General features: G+C 66.3%; 17 protein-coding genes and 1 pseudogene. 13 read left to right on the top strand and 5 right to left on the bottom strand.

What is annotated here, in order from left to right:
- Positions 1–184: 184 nt before the first annotated feature.
- From B7X49_RS13255 to B7X49_RS13235, 5 genes are all read right to left on the bottom strand, one after another.
- Positions 185–4,771, bottom strand: a complete 4,587-nt coding sequence (locus B7X49_RS13255; protein ID WP_286704665.1) for a Hint domain-containing protein — start codon at positions 4,769–4,771, stop codon at positions 185–187.
- 163 nt (positions 4,772–4,934) lie between these two features.
- Entirely contained in the window at positions 4,935–7,733 is a 2,799-nt protein-coding gene (locus B7X49_RS13250) for a ribonuclease E/G (protein WP_286704664.1), read from the bottom strand.
- 400 nt (positions 7,734–8,133) lie between these two features.
- Entirely contained in the window at positions 8,134–8,673 is a 540-nt protein-coding gene (locus tag B7X49_RS13245; RefSeq protein WP_286839721.1) for a hypothetical protein, read from the bottom strand.
- An 8-nt stretch (positions 8,674–8,681) separates the two neighbouring features.
- On the bottom strand, positions 8,682–9,365 hold the full coding sequence (gene aat / locus B7X49_RS13240) for a leucyl/phenylalanyl-tRNA--protein transferase (RefSeq protein ID WP_286704662.1): 684 nt from the start codon (positions 9,363–9,365) through the stop codon (positions 8,682–8,684).
- A gap of 182 nt (positions 9,366–9,547) precedes the next feature.
- Positions 9,548–10,645 (bottom strand): hypothetical protein, encoded by a 1,098-nt coding sequence (locus tag B7X49_RS13235; RefSeq protein WP_286704661.1) that lies wholly within the window; start codon positions 10,643–10,645, stop codon positions 9,548–9,550.
- Positions 10,646–10,939: 294 nt separating this feature from the next.
- Here B7X49_RS13235 and B7X49_RS13230 point away from each other — a divergent pair, with 294 nt between their 5' ends.
- The 13 genes and pseudogenes from B7X49_RS13230 to B7X49_RS13170 all read left to right on the top strand — a co-directional run.
- Positions 10,940–12,298 (top strand): UDP-glucose/GDP-mannose dehydrogenase family protein, encoded by a 1,359-nt coding sequence (locus tag B7X49_RS13230; RefSeq protein ID WP_286704660.1) that lies wholly within the window; start codon positions 10,940–10,942, stop codon positions 12,296–12,298.
- A gap of 2 nt (positions 12,299–12,300) precedes the next feature.
- Positions 12,301–14,043: a methyltransferase domain-containing protein gene (locus tag B7X49_RS13225; protein WP_286704659.1), complete on the top strand. Its 1,743-nt coding sequence runs from the start codon at positions 12,301–12,303 to the stop codon at positions 14,041–14,043.
- A gap of 26 nt (positions 14,044–14,069) precedes the next feature.
- A complete protein-coding gene (locus B7X49_RS13220; protein ID WP_286839717.1) occupies positions 14,070–17,195 on the top strand; it encodes a class I SAM-dependent methyltransferase in 3,126 nt (1,041 codons plus the stop codon).
- Between the two features lie 9 nt (positions 17,196–17,204).
- A complete protein-coding gene (locus B7X49_RS13215) occupies positions 17,205–18,251 on the top strand; it encodes a rhamnan synthesis F family protein (protein WP_286704656.1) in 1,047 nt (348 codons plus the stop codon).
- 32 nt (positions 18,252–18,283) lie between these two features.
- Positions 18,284–19,036, top strand: coding sequence for a 1-acyl-sn-glycerol-3-phosphate acyltransferase (locus tag B7X49_RS13210; protein ID WP_286704655.1), 753 nt, complete (start codon positions 18,284–18,286; stop codon positions 19,034–19,036).
- A 279-nt stretch (positions 19,037–19,315) separates the two neighbouring features.
- A complete protein-coding gene (gene miaB / locus B7X49_RS13205) occupies positions 19,316–20,689 on the top strand; it encodes a tRNA (N6-isopentenyl adenosine(37)-C2)-methylthiotransferase MiaB (RefSeq protein WP_286703769.1) in 1,374 nt (457 codons plus the stop codon).
- Positions 20,686–21,684, top strand: coding sequence for a PhoH family protein (locus tag B7X49_RS13200; RefSeq protein ID WP_286703768.1), 999 nt, complete (start codon positions 20,686–20,688; stop codon positions 21,682–21,684). Before miaB ends, B7X49_RS13200 begins: the two co-directional genes overlap by 4 nt.
- On the top strand, positions 21,684–22,145 hold the full coding sequence (ybeY, locus tag B7X49_RS13195) for an rRNA maturation RNase YbeY (protein WP_286703767.1): 462 nt from the start codon (positions 21,684–21,686) through the stop codon (positions 22,143–22,145). Before B7X49_RS13200 ends, ybeY begins: the two co-directional genes overlap by 1 nt.
- Before the next feature lie 76 nt (positions 22,146–22,221).
- Positions 22,222–23,047: pseudogene (locus tag B7X49_RS13190) on the top strand (hemolysin family protein).
- Between the two features lie 168 nt (positions 23,048–23,215).
- The gene (locus B7X49_RS13185) at positions 23,216–23,824 is read left to right on the top strand and encodes a hypothetical protein (protein WP_286703765.1); all 609 of its coding nucleotides are present in this window, start codon (positions 23,216–23,218) and stop codon (positions 23,822–23,824) included.
- Positions 23,825–23,996: 172 nt separating this feature from the next.
- Positions 23,997–24,338, top strand: a complete 342-nt coding sequence (locus B7X49_RS13180; protein ID WP_286703764.1) for a hypothetical protein — start codon at positions 23,997–23,999, stop codon at positions 24,336–24,338.
- A gap of 81 nt (positions 24,339–24,419) precedes the next feature.
- The gene (locus B7X49_RS13175) at positions 24,420–25,343 is read left to right on the top strand and encodes a hypothetical protein (protein ID WP_286703763.1); all 924 of its coding nucleotides are present in this window, start codon (positions 24,420–24,422) and stop codon (positions 25,341–25,343) included.
- Between the two features lie 248 nt (positions 25,344–25,591).
- Positions 25,592–25,826: hypothetical protein (locus B7X49_RS13170; protein WP_286839712.1), on the top strand; the 235-nt coding region annotated here is incomplete at its 3' end.

Genomic DNA, 25,826 nt, shown 5'->3' with positions numbered 1-25,826 from the left:
GGCGGCGCCGAGGCGCCAACCTATGCCCAGCTTTATTCGGGAGCATGGGTCCACCCCACATGTAGTGGGTGTCTGACTTAACCGGATAGGCACGCAAAAAAGAAGCAAAAAAAACTTTGTTAATTTGGGCCCGTGCCGATGAAAACGCCCGCGCCCCCGAGTCAGAAAGTTTTTTGCTTCTTTTTTACAAAAAAGAAGCCCTTTCCTTCCCCGCGAACCCGCCCTCCAGAAACGCCGGATCGCGCTCCCACCGTGGCACGCTGCCGAGCAGATCGATGCTGATCCGCCGGGCCGGGCGCGGCAGATGCACCATCGCCCGCCCCGTGCTCCACAACCCCCGATCTCCCGGCGCCAGCGCATGCCATCCGCCACCGTGCCACACCGCAACCCGCCGCCCATCCGCCCGCAGCACCCCGGCGCAAATCCCCAACCGGCGCCGATCCTCCGAAGCCGGATCGGTCTCGGCCGCCATCCCGCTCCGGCAATCCAGCGCCAGATGCCGTGCAGCCACCGGCAGATCAAACATCAGCCGCCCGCCATGCCGCCGCGCCCCCACCGGCGCCGCCACCCCATCGATCCGCGCCGCCGCAACCGCCCCATGCACCACCCGATACCCCAGCGCGCCCGCCCGGCGATGCAGATCCGCCCTCACCTCCCGCAGCGATGCCCCGCCCACCACAAGCGGCGCGCACGCATCAACGGGCACACCCGGCGTGCCACACTGCGCCAGAAACCGGTCCCGATTGCCATTATCCCGATAGGTCTCGGCCTCCAGCCCTTCGGCCAGCACGACCGCGTGCCGATCGAGCTCGACGTGATAATACGTCACCGCAAACCCGCGCTCATCGCGCGTGATGGTCGCGCCATTGACCAGCAGAACCGCCGGCACCAGCACGCCGTGCAGGAAAATCGCGTGCAGCGGTGAGAGCGCCAGCGCCCGCCGCGGCCGCCCCGGCCCGAACGCGCCCGGCGCGATCACCACCGGGCGCAGCACCGCCGCCGCCGGATCACGCGCCAGATCGATCGTCCGCCACCCGATCCACCCGATCGCTTGCGCCCCGCCATCCCGCGTCACCACCAGGTCCCCCGGGCGCAGCGTCTCCACCGGCCGATACCCCGTCCCGGTCAAAATCCTGCTACCGCGCACGAAACACGGCATCGCCCCCCCCGCGCTGATATAGCTGCCGCCATGCCCATCCGCCGCCACCGCCGCCGCCGGTGCCCCGCTCGCCGCCGTTAGCGCGAACTCGGTCTGCGTGCCCACATGCACCAACCCGCCCGTCACACTGACCAGCGACGGCGCAATCCCGATCAGATCGATCACATCGCCGCTCGCGAAATTCCCCACCGCATCCTGCATCGCCGCGACATCGTTCACCACCAGCATCGCGTCGCTTCCCGCGAAGCTGCCGCCCGCAAAACTCAGCGTGCCGCCGCTCGCGCCACCCACCAGGTCAAGCGCCGCCCCCGCCGCAATGGTGGCGCCGCCGACCAGCGCGCCGCCCAGCGTCAGGCTGCCGCCGACCGCCTCGATCACCCCGCCCGCATCGATCGTGGTCAGATCGACCCCCGCAACCGCCGCGCCGATCGCCCCGCTCCCGCTCAGCGTCGCCCCGCTCGCAAGGGTCAGGCTGCCCACCGCCAGCGTCGCCGCCGCCATATCGAGCACCGCACCCCCAGCCAGGCTGAATGCACCGCTCACCACCGCCTTGCCGCCCGCAATCGTCGCCGCCCCCGCCTGCCCGATCGCGCCCACGCTCAGGCTACCAGCCAGATCGAGCACGCCGGACGCACCGATGACCAGCGTCCCGGGCGACAAATTGGCAACCGCCGCCGCGCCGACCGCCAGCGACCCCCCATTGATATCAAGCCCGAAATTGGCGACCAGTTCGCTCTGACCGGCCAGGCTGACCAACCCGCTGCCCAGCGTCACCGCCGCCGCACTGACCGTCGCGCCCCCATCGAGCGCCAGCGTGCCCGCCACAATATCCAGCGCCCCGAGCGCCAGCGTCGCCGCCCCGCCCGCGCGGATCAACCCGCTGTCCAGCGCACCAGCCCCGCCCAGCGTAGTGGCGGCAAACCCGGCATTACCGGTCACATCGAGCGTCGCTGCCGCACCACCACCCAAATCCAGCGCCTGCGCCAGCAGCAGGTTACCGGTGATATCCAGCACACTGCCCGCCGCCCCCGCCACGCCGCCCACCACGATGGTATCCGACGGCGCATACACCGTCCCGGCAATCCCCAGAGTTCCCGCGCCACCCACATCGCCGATCACCGCCGAAGCACCTAGCGTTACCACCGCATCGGCATCGAACAGCGCGAAGCCGCCACCGCTAATCTCGAGCGCAACCCCTGCCGAGCCCGCAAGGTCGAGCGCACCGGCAAAATCATACGCCCCGCCGATCGACAATTCGCTCGCCGCCCCAACCCCACCGACCAGCAACGGCGCGCCCTGATGGCTGGAAAACGCCGCGACATCCCCCACCGCCGGCGCAGCACCACTGTTCCAGGCGCTGCCCGAATCGAACAACGCACCGCTCGCGCCCGCAAACCCCAGCGTCGCCGCCGCTCCGATATCAATGGCGATCGCGGCCGAAAGCCCGGCCAGCCCCGCCGAACCGCTGAAGTTCAACACATCGCCGGTACCGCTTCCCGGCGCGGTATAGTTCAGCGCCGCCATATCGGTGTTCAACGCCAGCGCGCTCGTCGCACTCAGCGTGAGTGCGCTCCCCGTCGTGCCACCATCGCCGATCAGCCCATGGCTCGCCGTAATCGTCAGCACCAACCCAGCCGACCCATCGCTCGGCACCAGCACGCCCAGCCCCTCGATCGGCGTGGCCACCCCATTGACCGCATCGATCACCGCAAGGCTCGCGGCCGTATCGTTCAAATCCAGCACCGCACTGGCCGCACGCAGCCCGATCACCGCATTCCCCGCCGCATCGGTCTCGATCACCGGCGTCAGCCCGGCGGCCAGGCTGGCATGGAGCGTCACGATCGCGCTCTGCGTCGCATTGCCGATCACCGACCCCTCGACCTCGAAGGAATTGGTCGTCACGTTGAACACCGAGGCCGGTGACAGGGTCGAGAGCACAATCCGCTCGCCCGCCAGAAATCCCAGAATGGTGCCGGAAAAACTCTCCGGATTATCGATCACCAGCACGCCGCCCTGCTCGCCCAGCGTGCTCGCATAACCGGTCGCATCCTGCCCCGCCGAAGCGCCGGGGGCGAAACTGATCGTCGCATCGCCGCCCACCGTCACCGGCGTCGCATTGAACACGCCATACAACGGCGCAACCGCCCCGAATTCGAGCGACGCTCCGGGATCGATCACGAAATGCACGCCACCGCCAACGCTGCCGGCCAGCACCTCGAACGCCGTCGGACCGCTCGCAACAATCGTCCCCGGCCCGGCAATATTGTCCGAAAAACTGAAATTGCCGGCAATCAGCGTACCCGCCCCGGCAATCGTCGCCCCGGCCGCCAGTGAAATCGCGGTCAACCCAACCGATGGCGCCGCGCTATCCGCCTGCAAACTGCCCGCGAAATCAATCAACCCGCCCGATCCCATGCCGATCGGCCCATCCAGCAGCACGCCGCCCGGCAGCAAGGCCGCCCCATCCACCGCCATGCCGCCCAACACCGCCGTGCCGAAATCGATCAACGCACCCGCCGACCCGACCGACACGGCACCCGCCGCCAGACTCCCCGCCGCACCGATCGCGATGGTCGCCGCATCGAGCACCAGGCTCCCCGCAACCGAAACCGCGGCAACCCCCAGCACCAGCGTGCTCCCGCTCGCAAGCGTCGCCGCCGCCAGGCCGATCTGCGCCTCGACATCGACAACCGCGCCCTGCGCCACGCTCAGGCTGGCGGCCACGCCAAAGCCCAGCACCGTCGCGGTGCCGCCGATCGTCACATCCGTCCCCAGCCCCGGCGTCGCATCGCCGGACCACGCCGCCGCCGTCTGCCACCCGATCGATTGCCCCGCCCAACTCTCGGCGGTCGCCCCGATCGTCCCGGTGGTCGTATAGCTCAGACTGCCAGAGGTATCGGTCAGCGCCAAGGGCCCGCTGGTCTGGCTCGCGATATAGCGCAACGACCCGCCCGACCCGGCATCGAGCCTGACCGCCGCCAGCGCCGCATCCAGGACCGCGAACTCGGTGCTCGTGGCCGAAAGCGTCAACGCCCCGGTCGCGTCCCCGGCAATCCCGATCCCCGGCGCCACGCCAGGGTCGAGCAACAGCACGCCGGACGAGGCCAGCAGCGTAACGCTCAACCCCTCCGATGCCGCGCCGAGCAAACCCAGCGCCACAGCCGGATCATCGGCCAACGTCAGCCCCACCGACGCACCAACCCCTGCCACCAGCGCGAGGCTCGCGGCCGGCGCAACAAACGCCGGCGCGCTATCCGGCAGCGTCTCCAGCCCGATGACCGTGCTCGCGCTCGCGGTGCCATCGCTCGCGGTCATCGCCAGCGTCGCCGCCCCCGCCGCCGTGCCGGTCAGTATCAGGCTCGCCAACGCCGCATTAACCGCGGCCAACCCCCCGCTCAACGTCAGCGCCCCGCCGGAATCGATCACGGTCGCCCCGCCCGCGCTGCTGGCCGAAAGACTGAGGCTGCTACCCAGCGTCACGCTGATTGACGCAGCGGCATTACTGTCGCTCACCGCAAGCCCGCCCGGCGGCAACAGATCGAGGCTGGCAAGCGTCGTCCCCTCGATCAGATCGATCGCCGCCGGCCCAATGATCTGCAAGGTCGAACTCATGGTGACTCCTGAAGTCTCTCGGAATCAACCGTAATGTTCAACTTTCAGTTGTTCAAGCCGAGCGACACAACTACCTATGCTTTCCTCGCAAGCCACGAACGAAAAACCCCGGCCGAGAGACCCGGCCGGGGTTTTCCACATCGTCACATCAGCGAAATACGGCTCAGCCGCGCTTCCACCAGCCCCGCTTCGGTGCCGCCTGCGGCTCGACCGCATCGACCATCACCGGTTTCACCGCAGCCGCCTTGATGGGCTCGGGCTCCGGCTCGGGCTCATGAACCGGCTCAGGTGCCGGCATCGGCACCGGTTCCGGCTCACGCACCGGCGCCGGCGCCCGCTCCGGAGTCGGCTCCGGCGTCGCCGCAATCAGCGATTCCTGCACGATCGCCTTGGCCGCGGCACGCGGCGCCCGCCGCGGCTTGACCACCCGTGCCTCGGCCTGCTCGGCCGCCTCGAAAATATCGGCGATATCGGTAAACACCGGCAACACCGGTGTCGGCGCCGCGGGCGCCTCGGCATCCCCAGCCGTCCGGCGCCGACGCGGCGGCCGACGCTTCGGCTTCTCGACCGTAGGCGCGACAGCATCCGCGACCCCAGCCTCAGCCGCAACCGGCAGGTCCGCCGAACCCTCAACCGCGACCGCGGCAACCGCAACCTCGGCTGGCGCTGCAACCACCGTCTCCGGCACCGCCTCGTCACGCACCGGTGCCGCAACCGCCTGATCCTCGCCGGCACTCACCGCAACGCCATCACCCTCGCCAAACGGCTCGGCCCGCGGCGATACCGGCTGACCCAGCCTTGCCGCAAATTCGTCGGGCAATTCCGGCATGTCCGGCTGTTCGGCACCCGGTGCCGGTGCCGCATCATCCCGCCGGCCACCCCGACGACGACGACGCCGGCGACGCCGCCCACGCTCAGCCTCGTCCGCCGTCTTGGCATCACCACCCGCGCTGGCATTGCCCGCAACCGTCTCACCGACGCTCTCGTCATCGGCCTCGTCCGCCGCCTCATCCTCATCGTCACGCGCGCTCACCACCGGCTCGGCCTGGCGCGTCACCGGCGCCTCGATCGGCCGTGCCGTATGGCTGCGCAGCTTCTCGACCTTGAATTCCGCCGGCACCACACCGTCGGCGACAAAGCGCACCACCATGTCGAACCGCGCTTCGGTCGCCGCCAGCTGCGCACGCTTGTGATTGAAAATATACAGCGCCACTTCCGGTACCAGATGCACCGCAATCTCGGCCGCCTGCCGCGCCGCCTCATCCTCGATCGCGCGCAACACGGCGAGCGCCGTGCTCGCCGTACTTCTGATATGCCCGACACCCGCACAATGCGGGCACGGGATCAGCATGGTCTCGGAAATCGAAGGCCGCAGCCGCTGGCGGCTCATCTCCATCAGCCCGAAATGACTGATCGACCCCACCTGAATCCGCGCCCGATCGTTCTTCAGCGCATCCTTGAGCTTGCGCTCGACCATCGCATTGTTGCGCCGCACTTCCATGTCGATGAAATCGATCACGATCAGCCCGGCCAGATCCCGCAGCCGCAACTGCCGCGCCACCTCCTCAGCGGCCTCCATATTGGTGCGCAGCGCGGTATCCTCGATATTGCGCTCGCGCGTCGCCCGCCCCGAATTCACATCAATCGCCACCAGCGCCTCGGTCTGGTTGATCACCAGATACCCGCCGGAGCGCAGCTGCACGGTCGGCTGAAACATCTGGTCGAGCATCTGCTCCACCTGATATTTCGCATACAGCGGCTGGCGGTCGTTCCACTGCACCACCTTCTTCACGGCGGTCGGCATCAGCATCCGCATGAAGTCACGCGCGGTCCGGTAGCCCTCCTCGCCCTCGATCAGCAGCGTATCGACATCGCGGGTATACACATCGCGGATCGTCCGCTTGATCAGCGTCGCTTCCTCATACACCAGCGCCGGCGCGATCGAGGCGAGCGTCTTTTCCCGAATATCGTCCCACAACCGCAGCAGATATTCGCAATCGCGCTTGATCTCCGGCTTCGGCCGCGCCGCCCCGGCCGTCCGCACGATCATGCCCATGCCGTCGGGAATATCGAGCTCGGTCATCACCTCTTTCAGTCGGCGACGATCCGCAACCGAGGTAATCTTTCGCGACACCCCGCCCCCGTTCGGCGAATTCGGCATCAGCACCGAAAACCGCCCGGCCAGCGAAATATACGTGGTCAGCGCCGCACCCTTCGAGCCGCGCTCCTCCTTCACCACCTGGATCAGAATGATCTGGCGGCGATGGATCACCTCCTGAATCTTGTACGACCGCAACGCCCGCATCCGGCGCCGCTCGCGCGCCTCATCCGCACCGTCGTCACCGCCGCCAACCTGCTCGGGCGGCTCGGCCGGCGCCACCTCGCCATCCTCCGGCGGCGGCCCGTTGCTGGCAAGCTCCGCCTCGATCGCGGCGGCCGCACCCGAAACATGATCCGGCTCGGCATGATCATCGATCCGATCAGCCTCGCCCTCGCCCTCACCCTCGGTCTGCTCCAGCGCGTCATCCGCGATCGCCGCATCGATCATCGCCGGCGGCGCATCACCGATCGGGATCTCCGCAATCACCGCGGCCCGTCCGGCCTCCAGCGCCTGCGCGCGCGGCGCACCAGCCCGCGCATCCTCGGCATCCTCAGCCTCGCTGCGGCGGCGCGCCTCCTCGGCCTCGATCGCCAGCAGCTTCTGCCGATCAGCAATCGGGATCTGATAATAATCGGGGTGGATTTCGGCAAACGCCAGAAACCCGTGGCGATTGCCGCCATATTCGACAAAAGCGGCCTGCAGGCTCGGCTCGACCCGGATCACCTTGGCAAGATAAATATTGCCCTTGATCTGTTTCTTGTCGGCCGTCTCGATATCAAAATCATCGAGTCGGTTGTTATCCAGCACCACCACGCGGGTTTCTTCCGCGTGGCTGGCATCGATCAGCATCGTTTTGGTCATCGAAACATGAACTCCTGCGCGCCGGCGGCGGGACCATACGGTCGCCAGCGTGCAGGCGCGGGTGATTGGGTGTGAAGTAAAGAATAAAAACGTCAATCATGGCGAAGGGCCGGGGCGCTGGTCGCAACAAACACCCGTGAACAGGGCGTCGTTTGAGGAAAAGCGACAAAAAGCGCGTGCATCGGTCCTTATCTCGTGGGGCGGCGCCGGAATAATCAACGCAACCCTGGGTGGTTAAAACTATCCTGCTGCAAATACCGCCTGGATAGAATGGGAGGATCAAGGAGCAGCACCGACTTGGCTCAAGTCTCGCGCCGAACCCATTGATAGGATTATCTCATGACGCAACTTCCAGATCCGCGCAAGGGCAGCCCTCACCCAGGCGCAACCGCCTCGCGTTTCAACCGCCCAGCAACTGGGCCAACATCTGCGGCGGCAAGGAAATACTCGAATACCCCTGAGGCAACACGAAATCACCCGGCGGTTGCGGCGCATCGGCAACCTGCAGCGCCGTCACGCTCATCGAACCACGAGCGTCCTTGCCGGTCGCCGCCAGCACCACACCACCCTGGGTAATGCACGCCGTACCATCGCCCTTGCGCTTCAACACCAAATACCGCGTGCACGCATGCCCCGCGATCCGCGCCTGGCCCAACGGCGTGAAATGCGCGCCGTTCTCATCGAGCACCTTATTGATCAGCCCCGACAAACCCGGCACCGCCACCACCGCATGCATCTGCGGCACCACCACATGCGCCGAACCGGATGCCAGATCGAGCAACACCGTCACCCCCGTCGCCTGACGCCCCGGCTGGCTGATCCGATACACCCCCATCACATCATGGTCCGGCAGCAACCGCGGCACCGCCGCCCGCGCCAAACCGCCCCACCCGACCACCGCCAGCCCCACGACCGCAAACCCAGCTAAAAACCGCCGCATTCTCTTCATCAAACGCTATCTTCCCGATCATGGTCACGTGCCAGCATGGCACCGATATCCGCAAGAATTGTGGCAGCATCCAGGTCAGCCACCCACCCCGCCGGCCGCGCCACCGCCTCCGCCAACATCCCATGATACGCCGCGCGCGACACCTCACGCGCCCCGAACCGCGCCAGATGCTCGGTCAAAAACTGCGTATCCAGCAAACTGAACCCACATAACCGCAACCGCGCCACCAGATGCGCCAAAGCAATCTTCGAGGCGTCCCGCACCAGCGACACCATGCTCTCGCCAAAAAACGCCCCGCCGATCGCCAGCCCATACAGCCCGCCCACCAGCGTCGCACCATCCCACACCTCGACACTGTGCGCATGGCCCAGATCATGCAACGCCACGAACAACCGCTCGATCTCGCGGTTGATCCACGTCTCCGGCCGCACCGCCCGCGCCGCCGCACATAACCCGATTAACCCGCGAAAATCCCGGTCCGCCACCACCTCCAGCCGCGTCGTCCTGATCGTCCGAAACAACCGCCGCGGCACATGAAATCCACCCAACGGCAAGACCCCACGACGCTCCGGGTCCAGAAAATGCAAACTCCGCGACTGCCGCGTCTCCGCCATCGGAAACATCCCCAGCCGATAAGCCCGCAAAATCATGTCAGGATCGAGAACAAGCTCGCGCGCGATCATCCCCCATCGTCGCGCAGATCACCCACCCCCGCAAGCACGGTCACAAAGTGATCGCTGCGGGGGTCGAGGGGGCGGAGGAGCCGAAGGTTCCAGCGATGCTCTTCATCGCTGGAATGGCTCCGGAGGGAAAGCCCCCGCCTTGCTTGCTGAAAAAAGCACCATCCCCCCCAACCCTGCAGTCATCACTCTGCGGCCCGTGCGTGTGGGGTGCGGTGTCGTGCGAGGGCATCGGCGTAGAGGGTGCGATCGAGGGTGGTGAGCCGGTCGAGTTCGGCCTGGATTTCGGGTGTTATGGGGGTTCGTTCGGCCTGGCGGAAATAATCGGCCGATTCGACGTGATTTTCGGCGGTGACGTTGCCGCGCACCGGGCGATCGGGTGGTTTGGCGCCGATCAGCATGGCGAGTCGGTGCACCGAGTCGTCCATTGTTTCGGTGATTCCGACGAAGTCCAGCCGAGCGAGTGCGTTGCGCGCGGCGGCGAGTGAGGCTGCGGGATCGGCCATGAGCGGATCGATGGCGGCGCCGGTCCTATAGCGGCCGGTCAATCGTCTCGCATAGAAATTATCAAGGTAATCGCGAAGCGAGGGTTCCGGATCGCGCAGAAACCCGAGCAGATCGTGCCGGTGGGCCGCGCCCATCAACGGGTCGTTGGCGACGTCGCCGATCACATCCGGCCGCACGCTGCGCCAGAAATGATAGATCGAGACCAGCCGCGCGCGGGGTTCGCGCAGAAAGGTGAATTTGAACCGGTCGGGATCGATTCGTTCGAGGGCCGGCAGCCCGAAATGCCCCCACAGCAGCGCGTAACGTGCCACGTCACGCCCGATCCCGGCGGGCGCGCGGTAAAAATTCTGTGGCGGCACTGCACGCAGCGGGTCGGGGTCGATCTGTTCGGGGTGAAACTGCGGTGCGAGCCAGCGCATCACAGCGACCCCGCCGCATTTCTCAAGGTGGAGGAACCCGAGTTTGGGTCCGGTCCACACGGTCAGGATATCACCCTGCAAGGGCGACAATGGTGCCTCCGCGGTGCCCCGCTCTGCCCGCATTGCGTAGCCCATCAGATTGCACACATCGCTCACGGAGCTCAGCGCCCGCACGAGCGCCGGCAATCGCACGGAACGGTCGATGAACCCCCGCCGGAATGCATCACGCTCACTGTTACAAGGCCATCGACCCAGCGAAAGGCGTAGCAGCACCGGCGCGCTCGTCACGGCGATCACGTTCATGGCCGTCTGGCGCATCTCAGCGGCACGTTTACGCGGCGAGCCGATTACGGTCATGACCCTGCCATAAATTAGACCCTGACGAGATACAACGACTGAATTTTAACGCATTGTTACAGCATAACGTCCAATTCATAGTCACGATTTCGTGAAACGGTTATAAATTGAGCAAGCAATCATCCATGCAGCAGGTCACAAAACAACACATTCACCGATCGCAACCCAACCCCTTGCAACCGGGGATGGAGGTTGCCAGAACACGCCTTGTAACCTGTTTTCGACACGCTTTCTCAAAACTCAGCGACGCCGCCGCGACCATCCCGCCCACCGTTCTCAAGGAGTAACCCCGGCTTGAAAATCGCGATCATTGGTGGCGGCTATGTCGGCCTGGTCTCGGCCGCCTGTTTCGCCGAATTCGGCGTCGAGGTCGCGGTGGCGGAAACCGACCCTTCCCGCCTGAACCGCCTGCTGGCCGGCGAAATGCCGATCTACGAACCAGGCCTCGAAGCCCTGGTCGCCAGCAACCGCGCCGCCGGCCGTCTCAGCTTCACCGGCGCCTTGCCCGAGGCGATCGCCGGCGCCGAAGCCGTCTTCATCGCGGTCGGCACCCCCTCGCGTCGCGGCGGCGGCCATGCCGACCTCACCTATGTCTTCGCCGCCGCCGAACAGGTCCTGCGCGCGCTCGACCATCCGGCCGTCCTGGTCACCAAATCCACCGTCCCGGTCGGTACCGGCCGCAAACTCGCCGCCCTCGCCGCCCAACTCCGCCCCGATCTCGCGATCGAGGTCGCCTCCAACCCGGAATTCCTGCGCGAAGGCAGCGCGATCGGCGATTTCATGCGCCCCGACCGCGTCGTGGTCGGCGCCGAGACCGAGCACGCCCGCACAATCCTGCGCGCGCTCTACCGCCCGCTCAACCTGATCGAAACCCCCATCCTGATGACCGGCCTCGAAACCGCCGAACTCATCAAATACGCCGCCAACGCCTTCCTCGCCATGAAGGTCACCTTCATCAACGAGATGGCCGATCTCTGCGAATCGGTCGGCGCCGACGTGCACGACGTCGCCCGCGGCATGGGGCTCGACGGGCGGATCGGCCGCAAATTCCTCCACCCGGGCCCCGGGTTCGGCGGCTCGTGTTTTCCCAAGGACACGCTCGCCCTCGCCCGCATCGCGCAGGACGCCCGCGCGCCCAGCCGCCTCACCGAGGCCGTCGTCGCCGTCAACGAAGCCCGCAAGGCCGGCCTCGGCCGCCGCATCATCGATGCCGCGGCGATCGACCTGCGCGGCAAGCGCATCGCCATCCTCGGCCTCGCCTTCAAACCCGAGACCGACGACATGCGCGATTCCCCGGCCATCCCCGCCATCGAGGCATTAGCCGAAACCGGTGCCACCATCATCGCCTACGACCCCGCCGCGATGGCGGCCGCCAAGCCCCTGCTCCCCGGCTCGATCCAGTTTGCCGAAACCGCATCGCAGGCCATCGCGGGTGCTGACCTGCTGGTGGTGATGACCGAGTGGAACGAATTCCGCGCCCTCGCCCCCGCCCGCCTCGCCCAGGCAATGCCGGGGCGCGTCATCGTCGATCTGCGCAATATTTTCGACCCCTCGGCGATGCGCGCGGCCGGTTTCGTGTATCATGGCGTTGGTCGCGGCAGCCGGCCGACCGGCGACGCGACGGTGGACCCCGAGACGGATGAGGATCAATGAGCATGGATGACGTAACCACCGCGCCGGAACGGCTCGATCCCCACGGCCTGCCGATGGTCGGCGCCTATCCCGACTATGCCAACCCCGATCTGGTGATGGCGATCCCGCTGTCCGCCCGCACCGTGATCGATATCGGTTGCGGCGGCGGCGCGATCGGCGCCGCCTATCTTCGCCGCAATCCCCGCGCGCGCGTGCTCGGCGTCGATATCGACCGCGAATCCGTCGCCATGGCGCAAACCCGCCTCACCGAAGCCGCCTATTGCGACGTCCAGACCGAACCCTTCCCGTTCGATCTCTCCGAAGGCGTCGATTGCCTGGTCTATGGCGATGTCCTCGAACATCTGGCCGATCCCTGGGCCGTCCTCGCCCGCCATGCCGAGCTGCTCAACCCGGATGGCACGGTGCTGGTCTGCTTTCCCAATGTCGAGCATTGGAGCATCACCTATCGCCTGCTCAAGGGCGAGTTCGACTATGACGACATCGGCCTGCTCGACCGCACCCACCTGCGCTGGTTCACCCCGCGCACCATGGGCGCCGCCCTCGAACGCGCCGGCCTCGCCCTGTGCGATGTCCGCCCCCGCGCCGCCGATCCCGACGGTGCCACCCGCTTCACCGAAGCCATGGCCCCCGCGCTCGCCAGCCTCGGCGTCGATCCCAACGACTACCGCAACCGCGCCACTCCGATCCAGTTCATCTGGCGCGCCAAGAAACAGCCCCGCCCCCGCCTCGTGCTGGGTGCCACCATGCTGCCGCCGGTCGGCGGCGTGTCCGATGTGCGGGTGATCGACCCGATCCGCGGCCTCGCGACCGACCCCTCCCTGATCACCGCGATCAAACCCGAGAGCGAGCTCAACCGCGTGCTCGATGGCGCGCCCCACATCGCCGTGCTGCACCGCCCGCTGCTGATCGGCGAGCCCGGTCTCGCCCGCGTGCGCAGCCTGATCGAGCGCGGCTACCTCGTCGTCACCGAGTTCGACGATCACCCCGGCTTCCTCGAACAGCGCGGCATCGCGGCCGCCGACCTGCTGACCTTCACCGCCGTCCACGCGGTGCAGACCAGCACCGAGGCGCTGGCCGCCGTGCTCACCGAATACAACCCCGAAATCGCCGTCTTCCCCAACGCGATCACCGAGCTCGCCGCCCCGCGCAACTTCGCCAACCCCGAGCGCATGACCCTGTTTTTCGGCGCGCTGAACCGCGAGGACGATTGGGCGCCCTACATGCCGGTCCTGAACGAGGTGCTGCGCGCCGTCGGCCCCCGCCTCGCCGTCACCGTGCTGCACGATCGCGGCTTTTTCGATGCGCTCGACACCACCAATAAAAATTTCATCCCAACCAGCGACTACGCAACCTATCGCGACGCCCTGGCCAGTTCGGAAATCGCCTTCATGCCGCTCGCCGATACCGCGTTCAACCGCGCCAAATCCGACCTGAAATTCATCGAAGCGAGTGCGGCGCGCGTCGTCTCCCTCGCCAGCCCCACCGTCTACGATGCCAGCATCCGCGAGGGTGAGAACGGCCTGCTGTTCCGCAGCCCCGATCATCTGCGCATGCAGCTGCTCCGCCTGCTCGCCTACCCCGAAGCCGCCAAGCGTCTCGCCGATGCCGCCCGCGCCGACATCAGCGACAACCGCATGCTCGCCTACCAGATCCGCGCCCGCACCGATTGGTACCACGCGCTCTGGGCCCGCCGCGACGAGCTGACCGAAGCCCTGCGCGCCCGCATGCCGGCCCTGTTCGCTTGACTCCAGCGGCCGGAAGCGAAGGCGCCATGGATCTGCCGCAACCGCCGCCGCCCGCCATCCGCGTCATCTGGCCGGACACCGAACAACCGCCGTACGAACGGCCCTGCCCGAACTGCGGCGCGTCCGGTGCCAAACCGCACCTGCTCGATGTCGCCTGGACCGCGCCGAAACTGAAAGGCGGCGACCGCAAGCCGGTATTCGCCTGCCCTGCCTGCACCGCGCGTTTCTACCCACCGCTCGACGTGCCGAACTACCACGATCCGGACGTGATGGATTGGGGCTGGCACCAGTTCCACATCCAGCAGGGCGCCGGCCTGGTGCCGATCACCGAAACCATCGGCCGCATCGCCCGCCCCGCCGGCACGCGCTTCCTCGAAATCGGCTGCGGCTATGGCTTCGGCCTCGATTTCGCAATCCACGCGCTCGGCTGGCAAGGCCTCGGCATCGACCCCTCGCCGATGGCGCGCCTCGGTACGGCCGATCTCAGCATCACCATCAACGACGGTTATTTCCCCCAGGCCGATCCCGCAGCGGCGTTATGGGACGTCATCGCCGCGACCGAGGTGATCGAACACGTCGAAACCCCGGCCGACCTCCTCGCCGCCATCCGCGCCCGGCTCAACCCCGGCGGTCTGCTGCTGCTGACCACGCCGGATGGCGCCGCGATCACCCGCGAAACCCCGGAAGCCGCCCTGGTCCAACTCCTGGCACCCGGCATCCACATGGTGTTCCAGACCGCGACCAGCCTGCGCCGCCTGCTCGACCGCGCCGGCTTCACCGGTGCCGTGATGGGCCACGACGGCCTCACCCTGGTCGCCTACGCCGGCGCGACCGACGACGCCCTGATCGATGACGATGAACTGCAGCGCCGCCGCTTCCGCACCTACCTCACCACCCGCGCCGCACACATCCCAGCCACGACCGATCTCGGCCTCGGCTTCGCCGGCCGCGCCCTGTTCGAAGCCGCAATCGACCTCGACTGGCCGGCCGCCAGAACCATGCGCGACCGGCTCTGGCCCGCCATCCAGGCTCGCTTCGGCCTCGATCTCGACACGATCGATGCCCTGCCGCCAGCCTTCGCACCCCTCAGCCTCGCCGAACTCAAGGACCATATGCCGCTCAACCTCGGCATGATCCTCTACGCCGAAGCGAGCCGCCTCCGCGCCGATCCCGCCACGCGCGATCGCGCCGCCCCGCTGTTCCTGCTCGCCAGCGCCGCCGCCAGCACTCTGCACGCCGCCCTCGCCCGCCTGTCCCTGAATGACGGTCTCGCCGAGGAACTATCATGGCGCGGCATCGCCGAAGCGGCGATCGAAGCCGCGCGAAGCGGCGACGCCGCAGCCCTGCCCCGCTTCGCCGCCCTGCAAACCATCGCGGGTGCCGCCGCCGAACGCGCCGCCATCGTCTGGCGCGGCGTCATCGAACTCACCAATGCCGGCGCCACCCCCCTCGCGCGCGACCTCCTCGCCCGCGAACACCTCACCACCCCGCCGCCCGATCTGCCGGACGGCGTCCGGCGCGACGCCCAAATCGTCATCGCCCAGCTTGCCCTGGCACCGGATGGCGATCCGCTCGCCGCCATCGCCATGGCCGAGGCGCTCGGCCCCGCCGATCCCGCTTACCCGACCCTGCTCGGCGGTGGTTTCGTCCGCCTGGTCAACCGCGCGCGCTTCACCGAGGCGCTGCCCTACGTCCCCCAGGTCACCGCCACATGCACCGCGGGCGATGACCCCGCCGCAACCGATGCACGCAACGCGATCGCCATCGCGATCGCGCGCGCCGCCGACCCCGCCGCCATCTCGGCCCTGCTCCGCCCGATCCCGCTCGATCCCGCCCGGCGCGACGCCATCCTGCTCGAAGCCTTCTGCCGCCTGGTCGATACCGGACGCTACGAGGCGGCGATCACCATGGCGGATGCCGAAAACATCGTCAGCCGCGCCGTCGCGCGCGACGATCCCGCCGGCCGCAACGCCCGCCTCGCCCTCGCCCTGCTCGACCTCGCCACCGGCGACCCGCTGGACGTGCCCACCCGCCTCGCCGGACTCGCAATCAACGAGCAGCGCCGCCGCGACATCCTGATCGGCGCCTTCTCCCGCCTGGTGAACGCGGCGCGCTACAGCGACGCCCAAGCCTACGCGACCGCCCAAGCCATCGTCCAATTGGCAGCGCCCGAACCCGACACCACCCACGACGCTGTCGGCCGCGATGCGATCATCGGCCTCGCCATCCTCGATCTGGTCACCGGCGACCCGGCCGAAGCCCCCCGCCGCATCGCAACCATCGACATCGACGCCGCACGCCGCCGCCAGATCACGCTCGGTGCCTTCGTCACTTTGGTCAACCGCGGCCGTTACGACGACGCCACCACCCTGCGCGCCACCACCCCGATCGATACCTGGGCCGCCATCACCATCGATGACGACGCGGTCGACGCCTCGATTGCCCTGATCGCCCTGACCCTGGTGGCCGGCGACCCCGCCGAGGTCCCCGCCCTGCTCGCCCAACTGCCCGGATTGTCGCCAGAAGCCCAGGCCGATGCCCGGGCGCAGGCCGCGCTGCGCCTGATCCACCTCGGCCGGCTCGATGAAGCCCGCCCCCTGATCGCGCTGATCGATTACGCGCTGCTCGACCCCGCCAGCCGGATCGATCTGATCGCAACCGAGGCGCATTTCGCGATCGGGGATCACGCCACCGCTGCCGTCCCCGCCCTGCTCGATGCGCTGGAGACCGACCACGCCGACCCCATCCGCGTGAAAAACCTGGCGCTGCGCGGCTTCGTCACCGCGGTCAACCGGGGCGATTTCGCCGGAGCCGCGCTGCTGCGCCCAAGGATCGAGCCGGATTTCACCAACTACGCCAAAGCGACGACCGATGCCCTGCGCGGTGCCGGCTTCGCCCTCGGCGTGCTCGACCTGCAACACCCGCCGCAACCCCACCGTGCCGAAGCCGCCTTCGCCGCGGTCCGCCGGGGCTTCGCCGCCGAACTGACCCAGGGCGATGCGGCACCGCCGCTGTTCTGGGAATCGCTGCGCGGCGAACTCATCGCCCTGCATCAGACCGGCCGTGCCGCCGAAGCCAACGCGCTCGGCCGCGCCATGCTCGATCGCTATGGCGCAGCACCAGACGATCTCGCCCTCGAACTCAAAGGATAACACCGGCCGATGGCGAGTATTCTGCGTCGACTCTGGCTGGGCATCAGCGCCGTCCGCGCCGCCGTCATCTTCACAGTCGCCGGCGTGCTGGGTCGTCTGCGCAGCCCGCATCAGGTCATCGTCAGCAAACCGGCCACCGGCATCGTGCTCGGTCCCAAAATCGTGCTGTTCCTGCATTGGGATCGCGGCGGCCGCGTGCGCGAGGCGTTGTTCACCTACATCGCCCAACTCGCGGAATCCGGCCGCTCGGTGGTGTTCATCACCAACGCCGGCAAAATCGAGCCCAACGCCGAGGCCCGCCTGCTCACCCTCTGCGCCGGCGTGCTGATCCGGCGCAACATCGGCTACGATTTTGGCGGCTGGCGCGACGGCATCGAAACCCTCAACCTGCCCCAACCCGAAACCGAGGAAATCATCATCGTCAACGACAGCGTGTTCGGCCCGGTCCGCCCGCTGGAAGCGACATTGCTCCGGCTCGACTACACCGATGCCGATGTCTGGGGCCTGACCGAAAGCTGGCAGCGTCGCTATCACCTGCAATCCTATTTCGTCGCCTTCGGCCCGCGCGCCATCCGCGCGCCCGCCTTCCGCACATTCTGGCAGCAGGTCATTCCCGCACCCTCGAAAGCCTATGTCATCGGCAAATACGAAGTCGGCATGACCCAGGCGATGATCAAAGCCGGAATGCGCGTCGCCGTGCTCTGGCCCTACGAAATGCTGACCAAGCAGATCACCCGCGATCAGCTGGCCGGCTACCTCGATGGCGATGGCGCGGCCGGCGCGCGCAACGACCCGCTCGATCTCACCCGCTGGCTGCACATCCTTCGCCTGCGCGACGCCATCGCTCGGCGCAAGCCGCTCAACCCCACGTCCGATCTCTGGCGCCACCTGCTGCTGTCCGGCTACCCGTTCATCAAGCGCGAACTCCTGCGCGACAACCCCACCAAAGTCGAAGACATCGGCGACTGGGCGGATGTCCTGCGCGAAACCCTCGGCGTCGATCCCGGTCCGATCATCGCGGACCTGCGCACCATGCTGCGCGGGGACGCACCCTGAGCGCCCAAAACGACCGTCTGGGCCAGCTCCGCATGCTGGCCCGCCTCGTCGCCTTTATCGGCTGGACACTGGCGCTCCTGCCCCTCCAGCTCGTGCTGATCAACCTGTCCGGCACTGCCAAGCGCCGCATCCCGCTGCTCTACTGGTCCGGCGTCGCCCGCATCCTCGGCGTAAAACTCGACGTCACCGGCACCATCGCCACCGATGGCGCCCGCCCGGTCCTGTTCATCGCCAACCACAGCTCCTGGCTCGACATCGTCGCCCTCGGCGCCGTCCTGCCCGGTTGCTTCGTCGCCAAGGGCGAAATCGCCCGCTGGCCCGGCATCAACCTCGTCGCCAAGGCCGGCCGCACCATCTTCGTCTCGCGCCGCCACGGCAACACCGGGCGCGAACGCAACGACATGCAAAACCGCCTGGCCGCCGGCGACAGCCTGATCCTGTTCCCCGAAGGCACCACGTCGGATGGCGCGCGCGTCATGAAATTCCACGCGACCTTCCTCGCCTTGGCCAACGATCCGTCGAACCCGATCGTCCAGCCCATCACCATCGTCTACGACCAGATGGACGGCCTGCCGATCTGCCGGCGCAACCGCCCCCGCATCGCCTGGTACGGCGATATGGAGATCGCCTCGCACTACGCCCAGTTCGGCCGCCACAACTGGCGCGCCCGCATCGTCCTCGGCACCCCGGTCGAAGCCAATATCGGCCGCAAAGCCCTGGCCGCCGACCTCGAAAGCCATATCGCCACCGAGGCGGCACGGTTGCGGCAAGGGCGCGCCGGGTAGACAGGGAAAGACGTCTTTTTTGTAAAAAAGAAACAAAAAACTTTTTTGCACTGGGGCATTGCCGGTTTCAACGGCGTGGATTGCGCGCCGCCCTCCTCCCAGCCCGCCAGCACTACCCATACCCCGTCACAATCCTGTCGCATGAAACCGCTTGACAGACTCTACACAATGTCTGCGATAGTATGATCATGAAATCGGGACTGGTATCATCACCGCGCGCTTGACCGCACCGGCAACTCGGCACATCGACGGGCAGATGACACGCCCGGATGATCAGGAATGACCGAAACCACCCCCATCGCCGCGACCAACCAGAATTTGCGCACGCTCCACATCGTCACCTGGGGCTGCCAGATGAACGCGTACGATAGCCTCCGCATGGCGGATCTGCTGCGTCCCCTCGGCTACCGCGAAGTCGCGACCGACGATGCGGACATGGTCATCTTCAACACCTGCCACATCCGCGAGCGCGCCGCCGACAAGCTGTTCTCCGCCCTCGGCCGTCTCCGCGCGGTGAAAGACGCCCGCAACGGCCGCATGATGATCGCCGTCGCCGGCTGCGTCGCCCAGGCCGAAGGTGCTGAAATCCTCCGCCGCGCCCCCTATGTCGATCTCGTGGTCGGCTCGCAGGCCTACCACAAACTCCCCGAACTGATCGCCGCGGTTGAAGCGAAACACGCCGCCGTGATCGACACCGATTTCCCCGCGGAACAAAAATTCGACTTCCTGCCCGAGACCCAGTCGAGCCAGGGCCCGATCGCCAATCTCGCGATCCAGGAGGGCTGCGACAAATTCTGCACCTTCTGCGTCGTCCCCTACACCCGCGGCGCCGAAGCCAGCCGTCCCGTCGCCGCCATCATCGCCGAAGCCCGCCGCCTGATCGCAGGCGGTGCGCGCGAGATTGCCCTGCTCGGCCAGAACGTCAACGCCTGGCACGGCGAAGGGCCGGACGGCAAAATCTGGCCGCTCTCCCGCCTGCTCGCAACGCTGGCTGACCTGCAAGACCTCGCCCGCCTGCGCTACACCACCTCCCACCCGCGCGACATGAGCGACGACCTGATCCAGGCCCACCGCACCAACCCCAAGCTCATGCCCTTCCTGCACCTGCCCGTACAATCCGGCGCCGATGCCATCCTCACCGCGATGAACCGCCGCCACACCGCCGACGATTTCCGCCGCATCGTCGAAAAACTCCGCAACGCCCGCCCCGATATCGCCTTCTCGTCCGATTTCATCATCGGCTTCCCCGGCGAGACCGATGCCGATTTCGCGGCCACCATGCGCCTCGTGCGCGAGGTCGAATTCGCCCTCGCCTACAGCTTCACCTACTCCCGCCGCCCCGGCACCCGGGCCGCCGACGCGCCCGACCAAATCCCCGCCCCGCTCGCCCACGCCCGCCTGATGGAATTGCAGGAAACGCTGCGCAACCAGCAGCACGCCTTCAACCGCGCCCAGGTCGGCAAGCGGTTCGATGTCCTGTTCACCGGCCCCGGCCGCCACCCGGGCCAGATCGCCGGCCGCTCGCCCTACCTGCAACCCGTCGTGGTCGAACACGCCAATCTCGCCCAAGGCAGCATTCATCCCGTGACAATCACATCCGCCAACCCCAACTCCCTCATGGCCACACTCAACCAGGAGCAAATCGCAGCTTGAGCCAGATCATTGCGCCACAGGCTTCGCTATCCCGCACTTTAACCTTCAACAACAACGGCTTGTTATCCGTTCTTGTGGGCGACCACGACCGCAACCTCGCCCGCATCGAACAGCGCCTCGGCGTCCGCGTCGCCTGCCGCGGCAACCGCGTCTCGATCTCGGGTGAACCCAGCAAGGTCGAAGCCGCCGAAATCGCCCTCTCCTCGCTCTACCAGCGCCTCGCCCGCGGCGAAGCGATCGACGCCGCCGAGGTCGATGCCGCCGCCCGCCTGGTCGACCCCGCCGCCGATCCCCGCCTGCCGCTGTCCGACCTGCCGGCCATCCGCACCCGCAAGGGCGCCGTCGGCCCGCGCAGCCCCGGCCAGACCGGCTACATCGAACTCCTCGCCAAGCATGAAATGGTCTTCGCCATCGGCCCCGCCGGCACCGGCAAAACCTATCTCGCCGTCGCGCAGGCCGTCGCCATGCTGATCTCCGGCCGGGTCGACCGCATCGTGCTCTCCCGCCCCGCGGTCGAAGCCGGCGAACGCCTCGGCTTCCTGCCCGGCGACATGAAGGAAAAAGTCGATCCCTATCTCCGCCCGCTCTACGACGCGCTGCAGGATCTCCTCCCCGGCGACCTCATGACCCGCCGCATGGCCGCCGGCGAAATCGAAATCGCCCCCCTCGCGTTCATGCGCGGCCGCACCCTCGCCCACGCCTTCGTCATCCTCGACGAAGCCCAGAACACCACCCCCGTGCAGATGAAAATGTTCCTCACCCGCATGGGCGAAGGCACCCGCATGGTCATCACCGGCGACCTCACGCAGATCGATCTGCCCACCGGCGCGCGCTCGGGTCTGGCCGATGCGCTGGACACGCTCGAAGGTGTGCCCGGCATCGGCATCGCGCGCTTCGGCGTGGGCGATGTCGTGCGCCATCCCTTGGTCGCCCGCATCGTCGAAGCCTACGACCAGCGCATGACCGCCCAGCAGGAGCGCGAACGCGGTCACTGATGGAGCCTTCCGAACCTTACAGTAAGCCCCCCCACGCCGCTCCGCCGGCGCGGGGGGAGATCATCGTCGCCAACCCGGCCTGGCGCCGCCACGTCAAATCGCCCGAGCGCCTGATCGCCCGCGCCCTCACCATCGCCGGCCGCCACCCGACCATCATCCTGTCGGACGATACCACCGTCAAACGCCTCAACGCGCGTGACCGGGGTCGCAACAAGCCCACCAACGTCCTCACCTACGAAACCCCGCCCGAAATCATCCTCGCCCTCGGCATCGTCCTGCGCGAAGCCGCCGCCGCAAACCGCCGCCCCGCCCACCACCTCGCCCATCTGATCATCCACGGCGCGCTGCACCTCGCCGGCGAAGACCACCACACCGCCGGCGAAGCCCGCCGCATGGAACGCATGGAATCCCGCCTGCTCGCCAAACTCCGGGTTCCGAACCCCTGGAAGCACCAGTCATGACCGCGCGCAGGGTTGGCGTGGCGGCTGCGCGCCAAACGACCGATCATCGTCATCGGCTCCGCAGGAGACGATTTCGATGAGCGGTAGCTGGTTCACCAAACTCCTCCACAAAATCCGCGACCAGCCCGATCTGCGCCAGCAGATCGGCGAACTCATGGAAGAAGCCAACGCCGAAATCGACGCCGAAGACGGCGGCGGCACCGGGCTCGACCGCCAGGAACGCGCTCTGATCGCCAATGTGCTGCGCCTGCGCGGCTTCAATGCCGACGACGTCATGATCCCCCGCGCCGACATCATCGCCATGCGCGCCGACGTCACGCTCGATCAGGCGATCGACCAGATGCGCCGCGAAGGCCACTCCCGCATGCCCGTGTTCGGCGAACATCTCGACGACATCCTCGGCATGGTCCACGTCAAGGACGTCCTCGGCTACACCGGCAAACCCGAAGCCTTCAACCTGCGCGCCATCCGTGCTCGACCTCCTGCTGCAAATGCGCCAACGCCGCATCCACCTCGCTTTGGTGATCGACGAATACGGCGGCGTCGACGGCCTCGTCACCATCGAGGACCTGGTCGAAACCATCGTCGGCGACATCGATGACGAACACGACGAAATCGAAGGCCCGATGATCACCGAACGCGAAGACGGCAGCATCGACCTCAACGCCCGCCTCCCCATCGAAGACTTCATCGCCCGCTACGGCGACATCCTGACCGAAGAAGAACGCGAAACCGACCTCGACACCGTCGGCGGCCTCGTCTTCACCCTCGCCGGCCGCGTCCCGACCCGCGGCGAAATCCTCCGCCACCCCTCAGGCCTGGAATTCCTGATCCTAGACGCCGACGCCCGCCGCATCCGCCGCCTCCGCGCCCGCCAGATCACACCACCGCCTGCGGCGTGATCAAGTCAGGCAAGTGAAAGCAAGTACTTCTTTTTTGTAAAAAAGAAGCAAAAAACTTTTATAAATTTCACTGGTCGGCCAATCAAAATATTTCTGATGAAAGGCTCTCTTGCGCCGGCCGAAAACTATGCATAATCTAACAGGCAGTTTATCTTCGAGGATCCGACTATGGCTCGTGCCGTCTCCTACACCCACAGCTTCGCCAGCGTCATTACCGAAGATCAACAGCGTTTAGCGTTGTATTTCAATGATGTACTGGTAGGTATCGCAGCCGGAGCAGGTCGGCAACTAGGCGCGCTGAATGTGGAGGAGGCCGGCAAATTCGGCATGAAGCTGGAGGAGCGTTTTTTAGGCAACAATCCGAAGCCACACGCATTTTACCGTGCCTCGGTAGGGTCGAGTGTCGAACGGATCGTATACGCTTACCTGCTTCAGAAATTTCCTGGTGTGGAATGCTTGACGTCTGGCGGTCAAACGGCGGGAATTTACCAGGCGCGAATCGGCACGGCTGATAATATCGTCACAATTATTTTCGCAATTGAATATACCGGCAGTAGTTCGCCGCACCTGCCATCGGTGTTCAAAAAGTCACGCCCGGACATCAGGCTCTCGCTTGGGGCAGGTACCGACGGAAAGTATTATGAGGCACTTTATGACCTGACCTCGGTTGGCGGAATTGGCCATATTCTAAAGAAAGGGGACAATTGGCTGTTCAAGCATTCGGTGGCTTTTGTGTCAGAGATTATTTGGACGAATGAGGATATTCTGCACCAGTAATCGTAGGATAGAGTATTCTTCCGCTCCCTACCACCTCTACCAAGCTCCGGCAGCCGGTCAGTTTGGAAATAGTCCGATAGTCCGCCCAGTAAGGCCTTCCACGCGTTGCGCGTGCCGGCGCTGCGTACGGAAACGGTCAAGATGCGACCCAGGCTGAGATACAAAGGTATGGATGCCTGTCTCACGTAGAACCGGCAACACCGCCACAATTCTGAACGGCGACGCCCAGAAACAATCACAGACAACCGTCTCGATCCCCGCCGACCAGTACGATTTATTCATCTACCTCGGTTTTCTCCCTGGCGGCACATGTAAAATACCATTCATTCTGCCCGCGAAATCCGGCCAAACCTACTTGATCCTCGCCGGCAACGAGCCCCCACGCCCCTACACCGGCAGTTTTTTCGACCGGGTCGGCGAGGCCTTCATCCGCGGCAATGGGGTCTGCTACGTCCACGCCTTCGCGCGCGGCCCGCAAGGCAATTTCCTCCCCTACAAGCTCAAACACGGTTAGTCATTCCATACACCCACTAACCATCGACTATGATCTTCCCACAATTTACGCGCCGCGCGCCGATTGAAAATGGAACCAACAATGACAAACAAAACCCATAACAAGAAATCCTCGCCAATCCGGCGCGCGATCCTCCTGCCCGGCGCCGCAATATTGGCTACCCTGGCCGGTTGCGCGCCGCACCCCACCGCCCGCACGGCAAGCCAGCCGATCGCCCCGCAAAACCCAACGCCATCGGCCCAGACGCAGGCAATGGCCGCCTACGCCCACGCGATCGTACGCCAACTCCATCACGATCGCGCGTTCAACGCCATCCTCGCCCAGGCGGGGGTCACCACACCATTTGCCGCCCTCGCCGTCGTCACACCGCAAGGCTACGTGCAAAAAGCGGGCGTCGCGAAGGGCGCCCTGCCTCCGGCGGACAATGCCGCGGTCATCAATCATCTGATCAACGTCAACTTCGGCCCCTTCCTGCCCGGCATGCCCGATCGCCCGCTGACATTCGAATTCCCGGTCCACCCGGCGGCCGGCGCGCCGAACCTGGCGGACACCGCGGCGTTCCACCAGCAAACGATCGTCGTCTATCAACCCAATCCCGTCCTGGTCGCCCGCGTCGGCGCCGCGGCGCCCCTCGCCGCCTATATCAAACAACTCGACGCAAGCCTCGCCGCCTTGTTCGATGCCATGCCCCCGCAGCACGGCGTCACCGCATCCCTGGTCATGGGCGTCAAACCCGGCCTCGAATCGCGCGCCTGGGTGGTAACCGGGCAGAACCACATTCCACCAGCCCTGATCGAGCGGATCAAGGCGGTGGCCGGGGCGGTGCCACCGGTAAAAATCCAGGGCGGCCCAATCGCCTTCGCGATCATCTTCAACGTCTGGGGCGGCGGCCTCCCGATCACCGATGCAAAGCACCCCGTGCCATTCCCCAAACAATGGTATCACGGCGCGCCGAAGGGCACTTTCGAAGTGCCGGATGGCGTGTTCGCGCGGATTTGGCCATAACGCCCCCCTCACGGCACCAGCCAGCTCGCCCCGCCGCCGCATCGAACGGCGGCACCGCAACCTGCGCCACGCGTCATCGACGGGGGCAGCGATGACGCGGTCAATCTCCTGACCGATTAGGCGGTGCCCTATGACCAGCAATTTACGTACGCCCGACGCGATCCTGTTCATCCCTGTTCCGGTGACGTCATCGACCTGCCATGAGCAGGCGAATTGCGCATAACGAAGTGTCCCGTCCGACCAGACTCATGGGCCTCGCCGACATCCCACAATGCTCCGCCCACATACGTTCTGCACAGCGTTACCCCAAGCCGATAAAACCGCCCCGAACCCACAGCACCAAAAGTTTTTTGCTTCTTTTTTTCAAAAAAGAAGTGCTTTCTTCCTTTCTCACCCCCCGCCCACCATGCTTATCTCCCCTGGTGCGCACCGCCCCAACCCCTCTGACGATCTCACTGCTCGACCGCTTCGCCCTCATCATGG

This window comes from Acidiphilium sp. 34-64-41, assembly GCF_002282635.1.
Taxonomy (GTDB): Bacteria; Pseudomonadota; Alphaproteobacteria; order Acetobacterales; family Acetobacteraceae; genus Acidiphilium; species Acidiphilium rubrum.
Note: the sequence above shows the minus strand (reverse complement) of the source record. Positions and strands in the feature narration are given on the sequence as shown.